General features: G+C 43.3%; 13 protein-coding genes and 1 pseudogene. All 14 read right to left on the bottom strand.

Going from position 1 to position 13,852, the window contains the following annotated elements:
* Window positions 1-91: 91 nt before the first annotated feature.
* The 14 genes and pseudogenes from DW085_RS05280 to DW085_RS05340 all read right to left on the bottom strand — a co-directional run bounded on the left by DW085_RS05280 (window position 92) and on the right by DW085_RS05340 (window position 13,578).
* Window positions 92-1,134: pseudogene (locus DW085_RS05280) on the bottom strand (asparaginase).
* Entirely contained in the window at window positions 1,131-1,805 is a 675-nt protein-coding gene (gene sdaAA / locus DW085_RS05285) for an L-serine ammonia-lyase, iron-sulfur-dependent, subunit alpha (protein ID WP_118491671.1), read from the bottom strand. Before sdaAA ends, DW085_RS05280 begins: the two are co-directional and overlap by 4 nt.
* Window positions 1,802-2,005 (bottom strand): hypothetical protein, encoded by a 204-nt coding sequence (locus tag DW085_RS05290; protein ID WP_147353926.1) that lies wholly within the window; start codon window positions 2,003-2,005, stop codon window positions 1,802-1,804. Before DW085_RS05290 ends, sdaAA begins: the two co-directional genes overlap by 4 nt.
* A gap of 111 nt (window positions 2,006-2,116) precedes the next feature.
* Window positions 2,117-2,779 carry an L-serine ammonia-lyase, iron-sulfur-dependent subunit beta gene (gene sdaAB / locus DW085_RS05295; RefSeq protein WP_118491675.1) on the bottom strand — a complete coding sequence of 221 codons (663 nt, stop codon included), beginning with the start codon at window positions 2,777-2,779 and terminating at the stop codon, window positions 2,117-2,119.
* A gap of 27 nt (window positions 2,780-2,806) precedes the next feature.
* Window positions 2,807-4,255 carry a PucR family transcriptional regulator gene (locus tag DW085_RS05300; RefSeq protein ID WP_107000602.1) on the bottom strand — a complete coding sequence of 483 codons (1,449 nt, stop codon included), beginning with the start codon at window positions 4,253-4,255 and terminating at the stop codon, window positions 2,807-2,809.
* Between the two features lie 162 nt (window positions 4,256-4,417).
* The gene (locus tag DW085_RS05305; RefSeq protein WP_107000603.1) at window positions 4,418-5,470 is read right to left on the bottom strand and encodes a leucyl aminopeptidase; all 1,053 of its coding nucleotides are present in this window, start codon (window positions 5,468-5,470) and stop codon (window positions 4,418-4,420) included.
* Window positions 5,471-5,507: 37 nt separating this feature from the next.
* On the bottom strand, window positions 5,508-6,740 hold the full coding sequence (locus DW085_RS05310; protein WP_118491677.1) for a M20 family metallo-hydrolase: 1,233 nt from the start codon (window positions 6,738-6,740) through the stop codon (window positions 5,508-5,510).
* Between the two features lie 32 nt (window positions 6,741-6,772).
* Window positions 6,773-7,819, bottom strand: a complete 1,047-nt coding sequence (locus DW085_RS05315; RefSeq protein WP_107000987.1) for a leucyl aminopeptidase — start codon at window positions 7,817-7,819, stop codon at window positions 6,773-6,775.
* 80 nt (window positions 7,820-7,899) lie between these two features.
* The gene (locus tag DW085_RS05320; RefSeq protein WP_118491679.1) at window positions 7,900-8,868 is read right to left on the bottom strand and encodes an ABC transporter ATP-binding protein; all 969 of its coding nucleotides are present in this window, start codon (window positions 8,866-8,868) and stop codon (window positions 7,900-7,902) included.
* Window positions 8,868-9,158 carry an oligopeptide/dipeptide ABC transporter ATP-binding protein gene (locus DW085_RS19605; RefSeq protein ID WP_243033936.1) on the bottom strand — a complete coding sequence of 97 codons (291 nt, stop codon included), beginning with the start codon at window positions 9,156-9,158 and terminating at the stop codon, window positions 8,868-8,870. Before DW085_RS19605 ends, DW085_RS05320 begins: the two co-directional genes overlap by 1 nt.
* A 32-nt stretch (window positions 9,159-9,190) precedes the next feature.
* Window positions 9,191-9,871 (bottom strand): ABC transporter ATP-binding protein, encoded by a 681-nt coding sequence (locus tag DW085_RS05325; protein ID WP_243033937.1) that lies wholly within the window; start codon window positions 9,869-9,871, stop codon window positions 9,191-9,193.
* 2 nt (window positions 9,872-9,873) lie between these two features.
* Window positions 9,874-10,779, bottom strand: a complete 906-nt coding sequence (locus tag DW085_RS05330; protein WP_107000607.1) for an ABC transporter permease — start codon at window positions 10,777-10,779, stop codon at window positions 9,874-9,876.
* Window positions 10,779-11,795 (bottom strand): ABC transporter permease, encoded by a 1,017-nt coding sequence (locus DW085_RS05335; RefSeq protein WP_233430204.1) that lies wholly within the window; start codon window positions 11,793-11,795, stop codon window positions 10,779-10,781. The genes DW085_RS05330 and DW085_RS05335 overlap by 1 nt, the downstream gene beginning before the upstream one ends.
* A gap of 97 nt (window positions 11,796-11,892) precedes the next feature.
* Entirely contained in the window at window positions 11,893-13,578 is a 1,686-nt protein-coding gene (locus DW085_RS05340) for an ABC transporter substrate-binding protein (RefSeq protein WP_118491681.1), read from the bottom strand.
* Between the last annotated feature and the right edge of the window lie 274 nt (window positions 13,579-13,852).

The raw sequence follows: 13,852 nt of genomic DNA on the forward strand, positions 1-13,852 counted from the left end.
ATTTCTATCATAGACATTATCTATATAATGGCAAAAAAATCACTCCGGATAGTCTCCCAAAAAACTGTCCGAAGTGTTTTTTCTATATCCTTTAATCATGCACCGCACAAGTAAAAAGCATATCCCGGTTAATGGTTTTATAAAACATCTCCCGTATTTCTTCCGGATCACTGGTTTGTCCCAGAATCCACATTAATTTTGTCACAACCGCTTCCAGCGTCATATCATAGGCCTCCAAGAGGTCAAATTCCTTTTTAATGCTTTTTCCCACCTCGTAGACTGACATATTGCTGCCCTCATTGGTTACCTGGGTGTCATGACAACTGTTTTTCCGGTCCGCACCAGATCCTCAATGGATTTATGAAAATCACCCGAATCGTAAGTTGGAATGCCTCCGACACCGAAGGACTCCAAAATCACCGCATCACAGTGTTCTGCCATGTAATCCAGCACGCCGGAATCCATGGCCGGTATCAGCTTCAAAAGGCCCACTTTCGAATTCAATGAATGATAAAACCTCACCGGTTCTTTCATCTGCTCTTTATCATCCAGATAGAAAATAATATGCCCATCTAGGATGGCTGCAATATAAGGGAAATTGATACTGGAAAAGGCATTGTAGCTCTTCGTTTTTTCTTTTTTTCCTCTGGTTCCGGCAATCACCTTGCCGTCAAAGACAATCGTTACACCATATGCCTTATCGCAGCTGGCGAACCGCAGACTGTCTGAAAGATTTGCTCTGGCATCGGTGATTTCCAAATCAATCGGCTTCTGTGCGCCGGTCACAACGATAGGTTTTCTCGAATTCTGCACCAGATAAGAAAGCGCTGCCGCCGTATAAGCCATGGTATCGGTTCCATGGCAGACCACAAATCCATCATAATCTTCATAGTGTTTTTCAATGGTCTCTGCAATCATCAGCCAGTAACGCGGCTGCATATTCGTACTGTCAATATTAATCACCTGCAGCGAATCCACCTTACAAAACTCTTTTGTATCCGGAACATACCTAAGCAGTTCTTCCGATGTAAGAAGGGGCTTGAGCCCATCCTCACTGCTTTTACAGGCAATCGTGCCTCCCGTTCCAACCATTAAAATTCGCTTTAATACCCTGTCTTTTACTAAACTACTCATTGATTCCTTATTTCATCGGCAATTCTCTTTCCTGTCTCAGACTCCGCAATTCCTCCTAATGCAGTTTCCCGAAGTTCTCTTGGCAGTTGCTTTCCTACTCTGTACATAGCCTCAATTGCCTCATCTGCCGGAACCGGACACACCGTATCTGCCAGTGCCAAATCTGCACTGACAATGGCATTCACCGCCTGAGACGCATTTCTCTGTGCACATGGTATCTGAACTAATCCTGCAATCGGATCACAGACCAATCCCATCACATTAATCAATGCCAATGACACCGCTGCTGCCTGCTGTCTGCAGGTTCCGCCTGCCAGATACACTACGGCTGCAGCTGCCATAGCAGCCGCCACTCCACATTCTGCCTGACATCCTCCTTCCGCTCCTGCAACAGTGGCATTTTTCACTACCACCGCTCCAATTCCGGAAGCAATGAGAAGTCCTTCCAGGATCTTTCTCTTAGATAGATTCCACTCTTCTTCCATCGTAACCAGAACAGCCGGAAGAATTCCGCACGAGCCTGCAGTCGGGGCCGCACAAATCTTACCCATCGCCGCATTCGTCTCACTTAACGAAATGGCACGTGCCATCATTTTATTAATCCCCACCCCACACAGACTATTTCCGTTTTCTGCATAGCTGAACTGGCGCTCCGCCATACCGGTGATCATTGTTTTCCGAGGCGTTTTCCAGATTCACCAAGTGCCGCTGTCGTTCCATTTTTCATGATGTCATATCGATTCTCCAGCTCTTTCCAGACATCATCCTCACATTTATCCGTACAACGCATCTCATCCTCAAGAATCTCCATCCACATCGGTTGATTTCGTTCCTCGGCTGTACGGCACAAATCCTCAATTGTATTATACACCTCTGCCTTCCCCACTTTCTTCTATATTCTACTGCATATTCCTGGCACATATCTTAGGCCGTTACTGTTCACGCATACGTGTCCAGTAACCTTAGGCCTTCCTGCCGAAAGTTATATCTGTACTGCCTGTACACTCAATACATCCGGAATCCGGCGAAGACGTTCAAGAATTTTATCATCCACCGACTCATCCACCTCTATAATGCTCAGTGCATGCTCTCCTTTCGTATTTCTCGTCAGCTTCAGAGTTCCTACATTCATGTCTTCGTCCAAAAGAACGCTGGTAATCTGATGAATCATGCCTTTTCGATCCATGTGACTAATCACAATTGCAGGCAGCTCAGCTGAAAGATCAATCCGGCAGCCATTTAAATCATTAATCATGATACGACCACCTCCAATAGACGATCCTACCATACAAAGAACCTGCTCCTCTCCATCAAAAAGGCGAATTTCTACTGCGTTTTCATGAACTCCCTCCATCTGCTTTTCAAAAAATTTCCAGGCGAGTCCTTGTTCAGTAGCAATCTGAAACGCGTCGGGAATCCGCCCGTCTTCCGGACTCATACCAATAATACCCGCAAGTAATGCCAGATCAGTTCCATGTCCGCGATATGTTTTCGCAAACGATCCATGTAAGCCAAATTCTGCTCTGTTAAACGTTTTTCCGCAAAGTGCGCGGGCAGCCCCTCCCAATCTTGCAGCCCCTGCTGTATGGGAACTGGACGGTCCTATCATAACCGGTCCTATCACATCCATAATACTAATATCCATCTTTCTCCTCCTGATAGTCAGAGTGCATTAACGTCTTTCTGCCGTCATCCGTTCCAGATAAAGAAGTGTTCCTAGCGATGATATTTCATTCAATGATAAATCGCTCCCCATTTCCATATACTGTACTGCTTTTTCAATTCTATATTTTACGGAATTAACATGAATTCCCAAAAGCTGTGATACTTCTTTAATACTGCGAAGAACCAGATAAAGGCGAAGTGTGTTCAAAAAAATTATCACTTCATCTGAATATTTGATTTTTAATTGATCCGCCGAATACAAAAGAACTTTCTGTTCCCTCGGCGCATTCGTAAGCAGGTAAAGTAAAGAAAGCTCATCCATACTGTAAAGCCCCTTCAAAAACAGAAGAGAATTCAATAAATTTTTTATTCGCATGATCTCTCGATGCAGTTCCTTATTTTTATATTTTCTTTGTGAAAACACAAACAAATTCGGTTTATTATCTTCTGACAACCTGCAATAAACATCATACGGCGATTTCATCCCTTCCTCTTCCGGAATTAACAAAATACAATATTTCTGATTATAGTTACTTTCATACAAAATATACTTTCTGTCAAAGTTTAATTTCGATTTGTCAAAACTATCAAATCGCATGAACACTATGTATATTTTTGCTTTCCCGTAGTATGGTATTGCTGGTTCAATTTTTCGTATTTTACTGCCCTGAGAAATATTATCCAGTTCCCGAACTATATAAGGCGCCATCTGATGATATAGCTGAAGCATATTCTCCTGCACTGACCCCCGGCTCGGACAGCAGGCCACCATGCTGTTTTCTCCAAAATATACAACTGCCAGGCGTGAACTATCAATTCGAAGCATCATCGGCGATTGCATCGTATTCCCCTCATTCTGTCGTATCTTCTGAATCCGGGAAATCAAAAAAGCTACCGTAATTCCTTCTGTTCCATAACTGTAAACCGTCAATGCACTCATCACAATCGGAAGCTGCAAAATCTCACTCATTTTCCGGCACAGCATATCCGGATCTTTATTCACATGAAAATCAACAAAGGTCCCCAATGCCATATCCATCCAACTGCGTTCGATCGATTCCATGCTGTTGTTTGCGATGATGCTATATTCCGAAACCATATCTCCCCACCGAACAGTTACAGGAATATATAAAATCGGAAAACCACATTCATTTCCCAATTTCAATATCTCAGGATCTATCTCCTCATTTAGGTAACTTCCAGGCATTATCCCGATCCCAGCACATCGATGCTCGATCATCGCCTCAATCAGATGTATCCGGTTTTCTTTATTATCCGCCAGGCTCCAGAAACTCGTCAGATAAAAAATCCCCTCATCCAAATACTGAACAACCGCTGGATAGGTCTCTTCTAGAATCTCGAATCGTCGTATCACACGATACGCACCATTTCCTCCCGCTGCAATATAGCCTTCACGCATGGAAGGCAGATTCAATATATCAATTGCTCTTATCATTCTGCCAGCACCTCCGAGTCGTGTTATATAGCGATTAATTATACTACAAATTGCCCGAACCTGCACCTAAAATAAAGGTTAAAACCAACACATTACACAAACCCTCAAAAAAGGGGGATGCTGCAAATCTGCAGCACCCCCTTGCCTATTTTTCTATCCTGATCAATGACCTAACTGATGTGCCATTTCTACAATTTCAGGAGTAGGGCCAACAACTCTACCTTCGTCAAGAATCTGAACACCATCTACCCATACGCTGCAGTTTAAGCAAATACCATCAGAATGGGTTGCTGCCGGGATACCACCCGGAATATCCGAAACAAGCTGAGGACCAACATTACCAAATCCCCACTCTGTACATCCCCATACTCGCTCATCTTCTACGATATCGCCATTGAGCATTGCATTCGGTCCAAAACCAAAGCTTCCATGCGCAACCAGATAAATCTGTTTGTCATTGAATGATTTCATCCATTCTGCATAAGCCTTTGCATCAGTTCCTTCGCCTTCAATCTTGGTAACATAACCCTTTTCAATAGTAAATGTAATCGGATTCTTTACAGCTCCCAGAGGCGGTGTGATAGTACCATCTACAACGATCGTTCCATTGATGCTGTCAAAGTTCGGAGACCAGCTAATCTGTCCTGGGAACATCTTAATTTCACCCTTACGTACATGTCCGTCTGCTGTCACATAAGCTCTACCCGGCTCATTATCGCATTCCAGGTGCATACCATTTGGAGATGTGATTACAAAATGTTTTCCAGCCTCACAGAAATCAGAGATTGCCATGATAAATTTGGTCAGAAGATTATTATCAACTTTACCAATATTACGAACCATCAGCTCCGGATTAACTCCGCACAGATTCATGTATCTTGGTCTATCTTCTGGATCCGCTACAATCTTATCATATGCAGTTGAATAGAAGATCCATTTATTGTTATACTCTACCCAGGCATCACATCCCTTGATAGCTGCCACTAACGGCTCAATCGGCATATCAATATCGCCGGCTTTTCCACAGTCTCTTGGTGTTGACATTTTCAGGACCAGCGGTTTTGCCCCAAGAGCAAAAGCAGCTTTTGCTGTTGCGTTTACAACGTCCATATTCGACTCTGTATCACACGTAATAGCAAGGGATTCTCCGGGCTGCAAATCAAACATATCATGAAGCAGCTTATAGCACGCATTCGTTAATTCTAATTCGTACATGTATGTGTACCTCCTATCATTTTATTGTTTTCTTATCCTACTCTTCGTATCTAGCCAACGCAGCCAGATAAATCTTTGTATCACGAACCAAGTTATCAATTATCACATATTCATTTGGTGTATGACACATATCATCCAGTGTAGACCAGATTACAGCAGGAATATTTTTCTCCCGGAGAATGGCGCCGCAGGTGCCGCCTCCGATACCACCGCAGTAGGCCTTTGTTCCCGTCTCCGAGATTGCCTCCATCAAGCTCCGTACTACCTTACTTTCCGGCGAGGTAGGCGGCGGTGCTACCACCCGGGTCAGATACTCCACATTCATGTTAATTCCCGGGTATTTTGCCTCATATTGCTTCATAAGTCCTTGGATAAACTCCATCACTTCATCCACTGAATAATCCGGTAAAATTCTTAAATCCATACAAAATACATCTTTTCCCGGCATGACATTAGGACTTTCCACATTGGCAAATTTTTGTGTCACCTCAAAGGTCGACATTGGTGGATTGAACATGGTGTCTTCTTTATCATATCTCGTTTTAAGAGCATCCTCCAATTCAACACCAAATTTCATTCCTATATAACATGCATTGATACCCAGATGTGGCATCGCTGCATGAGATGTTTTTCCGTTTATTGTAAATTTAAGCCAAATCTGCGATTTTTCTGCAATTTCAACAAAAGAGCCATCCGCGCTGCCCCCATCCGGAACAATTGCCTCATCTTTCGGCTGAATGAGTCCTTTATCAAGAAGTGCCTTCATGCCAAAATCACTTCCAGTTTCTTCATCCGACGCATAATAGAAGCACAAATTCCTATCTATCTGGATATGTTCGGCAAACAACGCCTCGCATGCATACATGGTAGTAATCACTGACTGGCTGTTATCTTCACATCCAAGTCCATAGATTCTTCCATCCTTTACTGTAGGAGTAAAAGGATCCGTATCCCAGGCACTTAAATCTCCCGGACCTACGGTGTCCACATGGCTGATAAACCACAGAGAACGATCCGTAAGCTTAGTTCCGGGGATTGTCACAACTACGTTGAGGCGCACGCCTTCTTTGACATTTTCGTCCGGAACCTCGTATACCTCATAGGGGATCTGGCGCTTATCGAACCATCGCATGATCCACTGCATTCTTGCATATTCGCCGGTGCCTCCCATCTTCGGATTGACAGCAGGTATCGAACTCATCTCTATCATATCTGCAACCATCTGTTCCCGTTTTTCTGAAATCAGATTCTGCAATTTCTGAACATCCATCGTGTACCTCTCCGTAATTTATTACTTATTGATTAATGACCAAGCTGTCTTGCCAGCTCTACAAACTCTTCGGTCGGGCCGACCACCTTACCTTCATCAAGAACCTGCACACCATCAATCCAGAGGCTGCAGTTCAATGCAATACCGTCCGAATGAGAAGCTGCGGCAATTCCACCTTCCATATCAGATACCAGCTGCGGACCAACATTTCCGATACCCCATTCTGTACAGCCCCATACACGCTCATCTTCTACGATGTCGCCGTTAAGCTGTGCCATCGGTCCAAATCCAAGACCACTATGAGCCATCAGGAACATATTCGGATCATCGAAGCTCTCCAGCCATGCACGGAAGTTTTCAGCATCTCTTCCACCTTCAATTTTTTTGATATAGCCCTTCTCGATATAGAACTTAACCGGTCCCTGTAATGCTCCGATTGGCGGAGAAAGAGTTCCATCAACCACAAGCACGCCATTTACACTCTCAAAGTTCGGAGACCAGCTGATCTGACCTGGGAACATCTTAATATCATTCTTACGAACGAATCCATCCGCCGTTACATAATCACGACCCGGTTCATTATCACACTCCAAATCCGTTCCAGCCGGAGTTGTAAAGCGCATATGATGTCCTGCCTCACAGTAATCTGAGAATCCCTGGATAAATTTGTTCAGAAGAATATTGTCTACTTTACCAATATTGCGAACCAACAGTTCCGGATGAACACCATTCTGATTCATATATCTCGGACGATTGTTCGGATCTTCTGTAATCTTGTCATACACGGTGGAATAGAAGATCAGCTTATAGTTGAATTCTACCCAGGCATCACAAGCCTTAATACCATCAATCAGCGCTTTCATCGGCATATCTTTATCGCCAGCTTTTGCGCCTTCCGGTGCAGCGATCTTAAAGATAAGTGGCTTAGCTCCGAGAATCACTGCTGCTTGTGCAGTTGCTTCTACAATCTCATCACTGGACATTGTATCAGTTGTAATCGCAATTGTCTCTCCAGGTTTCAACATGAACATGTCGCGAAGCAGCTTCAAACAAGCATCGAGAACTTCATATTCTAACATAACACCCTCCATTCTATTGTCTCTTGGGACAATGTGTCTTTTTTATTCTTAATTCCCGGCATTCGGGAATCTCTGAATCACTATTTACATTTTCCGCACAAATGGCAACGGACAAAGTGACCAGGTTCTACTTCCTGCATTTCAGGATCCACTTCCATACAGATTTTCTGCTTAAAGGCACATCTGGTATGGAAACTGCAGCCACTTGGAACATTAACAGGTGATGGAATTTCCCCTTCACTCTTCACTTTTTTCGGCTTCAATGCTTCTTCTTCCGGTGTAACAACCGGAATCGCCGAAAGCAGCATCTGTGTATATGGATGCATTGGTGCTTCATAGAACGTTTTTGTTGGAGCAATCTCACAAATTTTGCCCAAGTACATAATAGCAATCTTTGTGGATACGTTTCTCATAACACCCATATCATGTGTAATAAACATATATGTCAGCTTCTGCTCTTCCTTCAGCTTCATCAGCATATTCAGAATCTTCGCCTGAATAGAAACATCCAGAGAAGAAGTTGGCTCATCCAAAATAATAAATTTCGGATTGCTGCAAAGAGCTCTGGCAATCGATACCAGCTGACGCTCGCCGCCTCCGATGGAGTTCGGCGTCTTATACATGAAATCCGGCGGCAATTCTACCATCTGAAGAATTTCACGAATTTTGTCATCTATCCCGTCTTTTGAAACTACATTGTGTACACGAAGAGGAAGACTTAAAATCTGACGAACATCTTGATACGGATTCAGGGATGAACCCGGATCCTGAAATACAATCTGTGCATCCCGGCGAAAATCTTTGCTTCGTCCCTTTGTCTTATTCGTAATGGTCTGCCCGTTAAAAATAATCTCTCCATCCGTCTGACGGTACATTCCCATAACTGTATAGGCAATCGTACTCTTTCCGGAACCGGACTCGCCTACCAGTCCCATAACCTCTCCTTCATTGATGGAAAAATTAACTCCGTCAACGGCACGGACAAAGCGATCCTTTCCAATGGGGAAATACTGCTTTAAATCTTTTGCAATCAATAATTCTTTTCCCATTACTCCGCCCCCTCCTTTTCCGTTTTTCCATCTGCATAGCGGAAACAGGCAACTTTATGTTCCGGTTCAATCTCCACTACTGGCGGACGTTTTTTCTTACATATTTCCGTTGCGTATGGACATCTAGGTGCAAATCGACATCCTTCCGGAGGATTTACATAATCTGGTACATAACCGTAAATTCCTGCTGATAATCCGCCGCCTGAAAGCCTCGGTACACAGGAAAGAAGTCCCTGCGTATATGGATGAGACGGCGATTTAAACAAGTCTTCTGTCCGACATGTCTCCACAATATTTCCACCATACATGATATAGATTCGGTCTACCAGTCTCTGGCCACGCCAAGAGAATGAGTAATCATAATCAATGAACGTTTCTTTTCTTCTACAAGCACTCGTAAAAGATGATGAATCTGATCCTGAATTGTAACATCCAGTGCTGTACACGGTTCATCCGCAATCAAGAGTTCCTTCGGTGTAACCAACGCTGATGCAATACAGACGCGCTGCCTCATGCCTCCTGATAACTGATGTGGATAACTTGCCATAATACGATCCGGATCCGACAACATAACACTGGTAAGTGCCTGATGTGCTGCCTCCGTGATGGCTTTTTTATCATTCTTTTTATAAAGACCGGAATACTTGATAATATCTGTCAGCTGCTGACCAATTGTAAATACTGGATTCAACGCTGACATAGGGGACTGAGAAATCATGGATATTCCGGTTCGTCGTAACTGTAAAAGTTCTGATTGCTTCATTTCCAGAACATTTTTTCCTGCAAAATCTATCTTGCCATCTGGAACATGGATTAAATCCTTTCCCAGAACTCCCATTACTGTTTTCATTGTTGTTGTCTTGCCACAGCCAGACTCACCAACCAGACCTATTTTCTCTCCTTTTCCTACCTGCAGATTGATATGATCAACCACTTTAGAATAACCGCGATAGGTACGATACCAAATAGAGAGGTCTTCAATATTTAAAATGTTTTCTCTCATCCTTAGTGCCCTCCCTTATCAAACATGTCGCGGATACCGTCTCCCAGGAAGTTAAAGCCTAAAATCATAAATGCAATACCAGCAGCTGGGAATATTGTCAGCCACCAGATATCCGGCATTAATGCAGCACCGTCAGAAATCATCTGTCCAAATGCCGGTGTAGGAGGCTGTTCACCCAGACCAACGAAACTCAAGGACGCTCCCATCAGAATAACCCAGCCTACATCCAGCGCCATTTTTGTAAAAATAGGAGACAAACAATTAGGAAGAATTTCTCTAAAGAGAATGTGCGCCTTGGAAGCTCCTATTAATTCTGCATTTTTAACAAAGTATTCTTCCGAAATAGATGATGCCTGGCTGTATACAAGTCGTGTATACCACGGCCACCACATAATTGTTACTGCGAGCATGGAGTTCATCATGTTCGGTTCCAGAATCGAAGCTACACACAGTGCCAGAATCAGAGACGGTACAGAAAGGAATACGTCCGAGATTCTCATGATAACTGCATCTATCTTAGTTCCATGATAATATCCGGCCAAAAGTCCAAGTACCGTTCCTACCGGAACAGAAATAGCCAGAACAACGATACTCATAATCAGTGCACCGCGGAAACTGAAGATAACTCGCGAAAAAACGTCACGTCCCATCTGATCAGTTCCAAATAAGTAGTCCTTACAAGGCGGAAGGCTGGCATTTGCGTAGTCAACAAAACTACCGATGCTTTCCGGATGCGGAACAATTACTTCTGCAAAAATTGCGAAAAAAAACGAAAGTAATACAAGCACAAGTCCAAATACTGACAGTTTATTGCGACTGAATTTGTATTTATAAATTCGAAGATTCTCTCTTGTGGATGGAGATAGAAGCGGTTTACGAGCCGCTTTTGTTTCACCTTGCGTACTCATTACTTACTTCCTCCCTTCCGCATTCTAGGATCCAGAGCAGCCACAATCAGGTCTACCACCAGATTCACTACAAAAAATGTAATACCGATAATCAAAACAACCGCACATATAGCATTTAAATCCTTAAACAACATTGCATTAATTCCATATCTGGAAATACCAGGCCAGTTGAAAATACGCTCTACCAGGAATGCATTTCCCATCAAAGACGCAAAATCCATACCCATGGTCGTAATTGCCGAGGTTGCTGACGGTTTCAGAAGATACTTCCGGATCAACAGGTTCGGAGGAAGTCCATGTCCCGTAGAAACTGCCATATATTCTTTGGCTGAGTTATCAACCAGAGAAGAGCGAAGGATTCTGGCATCCTGAACCATCGGCGGTACGGCAAGTGCAAGTGCCGGAAGAAGCAAGTGTAAAAATGCATCCCAGGCCACTGTGAAATCACCTGCCAGCAACGCATCCAGCACAAAAAATCCAGTTACCGTTTTCGGAGCTACCAGTGTTGTGCTTAACCGTCCCAAAACCGGAATTGCCTGTAATTTATATCCAAACAGAAGCAAAAGCAGAATTCCGATTACGAATGCCGGAAGTGCTACTCCGATATAAGACAGAACTCGAATCAAACCATCTACCCATGTATTCTTGTATTTACCAGCCAGAAGTCCAAGAATAAATGTTCCGATTACCATAAATACACCAGCCATGATAATCAATTCCAATGTTGCTGGAAGAAACTGTGCCACGTCCATGGCTACAGGTCTCTTAGTTACAAAAGAGTTTCCAAAATTTCCTGTTACTGCACTAGTGAGCCATTTTACATATTGAACCGGGAACGGATCATAGAGGTTCATCTCCATGCGAAGCGCTTCTTTTGCTGCCTCAGTGGCTCTGGCTCCCAGAGCGATGGTAGCTACATCACCGGGAACAACTCTGGCAATGGTAAATATCAATAATGATGTTCCAAACAATACCAGGATTCCCATCAATAGCCGTTTTATTATGTATTTAATCACTACGCTTCACCTCTTACTGTCTGCAAAAAGGATGCTGCAAAATCATATATTTAGATTATAAACATGTTTTATTTTGCAGCAGAGCCTTTCACAAATCTTACTTTTGATCCAGATTATACTCAAATTCAGAGTAAACCTGACTATAACCATTTACACACTGTGGAACGCCACCCTGCTCTACAAACGGCCAGGTAACATAAGAGCTCTGGTAAGCACATCTCTCTGAAAGGTCACAGAGCCAAGCGCTCGGACAGACTTCATCAACAATATAGTTCTGGATATCTGCGTATTTTGCAAGACGCTCATCCGTATCTGTAGTTCCAAGTGCATCTTCAATCATATCGTTAACGGTTGAATCAGCTAACCACTCACCATTCTCCCAGGTTCCTTTTGTCTCATCTCCATAACGGCTCTGTAAATAGATACCTGCATCATCGAACGGCGGAGCAGAGTTGATAATTGTAATCTGCGGAGAAGTTTCTACTGAACCCATCTGATCAATCAGAGAAACCCACGGAGCTTTTGCAATTGTAATTGTCACTCCAATTTCTTTTGCTGCTGACTGCATCATCAGTGCAATCTTTTCAAGGTCAGATACATCCGAGTTAACAACAATTTCGATCGGATAGTTTGCATAATCATTTGCATATTTAGATGCTGCGATGTATTTCTTAGCCTGCTCAATATCAAATTTAAAAGCCTTTGTATCTACATGACCCATAACACCTGCTGGAACCGGACCGGTTGCCTTAACGGAATCTGGGAAAATAGAATTAAGGATCGTATCGTAATCAATTACGCAGTTCATCGCACGACGGAAATTAATATCATCCATCGGAGCTGCCTGTGTGTTCATGTATACATTATATTCCAGACCATTGCTGTATTTAGCAATCGAAATACCATCTATCTTGCTTAATGCAGACAATGTCTCAACACTCTGCCAGGTATCTGTGATATCCATCTCTTTATTGTTGATCATCGTTCGAACTGTGGTTGCTTCGGTGATAGCCATCTGTTTGAAAGCTTTCGGAGCTTTCTCATTCTCCCATCCCATAAACCAATCCGGATTCTGCTCAGCATAGAAATAATCCTGCTGTACCAGTTCAACTGCTTTATACGCACCCGAACCTGCATCATGTGTCAGGAGATAGGTTCTTCCGTAGTCACCATTCTCACCGTAATTTCCGGCTGACTGTGTATTTGCCTTTACTTCATCTTCATTCAGGATATACAAACGAACCAGAGCGTTAATAAATGGTCCATATGCCTGTTTCAGATGAAACTCAACTGTATAATCATCGACGGCTACTGTCGTTCCCGGCTCAACATAGCTTGTAAAAATATAAGCATATCCCTCACCAATCGTTAACAGACGATCCATCGAATACACAACATCCGAAGCTGTTAATTCATCCCCATTATGGAATTTAATTCCTTTCTTCAGGTTGAAAGTATATGTAAGACCATCCTCACTGATTGTCCAATCTTCTGCCACTCTCGGGATAACGCCTTCATCCGCTTCATTTGACGGGAATATCAGTGTATCATAAATATTGATCGCTGCAATTAAGCTAGAACCAGTATTTACAATGGCCGGATCCAGATCCGGTGTACCGGACACACCAATCTTGATGCAGCTTTCCGCTTCCGCTACCCCCTGTCCGATTGCTGCCGCCTGGCTTCCTTCTGCACTACCTTGATTCCCACCGCCACATCCAGTTAAAAGCATAGCAAACATCGACGCTGCCAATACAACACTCAAAACACGTCTTTTTTTCATTTGGTCCTCCTTTACTGCTGAAACCTTTCGGTTTATCCCGCCAAAGAGACGTACATCTCATGGCATTTTCTTCTTTTTTGTGTTTATTTTCAGATTCGCTCATTGATATGTGATTATTATAGCAATTCACCCCTTCCTCTTTCAATTGTGTTCAACCACAAATTCTTCTCATTTTTTTTGTTTCCAACAAACAGCCCGCCTTTACTGGGAGGACAGTTTCCGTCAATGGCGGACAGTTTTAGCACTTGTACACGTGAAGCGGAGCGTTTTGTTT

Source organism: Clostridium sp. AF50-3 (assembly GCF_003477445.1).
Lineage (GTDB): Bacteria > Bacillota > Clostridia > Lachnospirales > Lachnospiraceae > Otoolea > Otoolea fessa.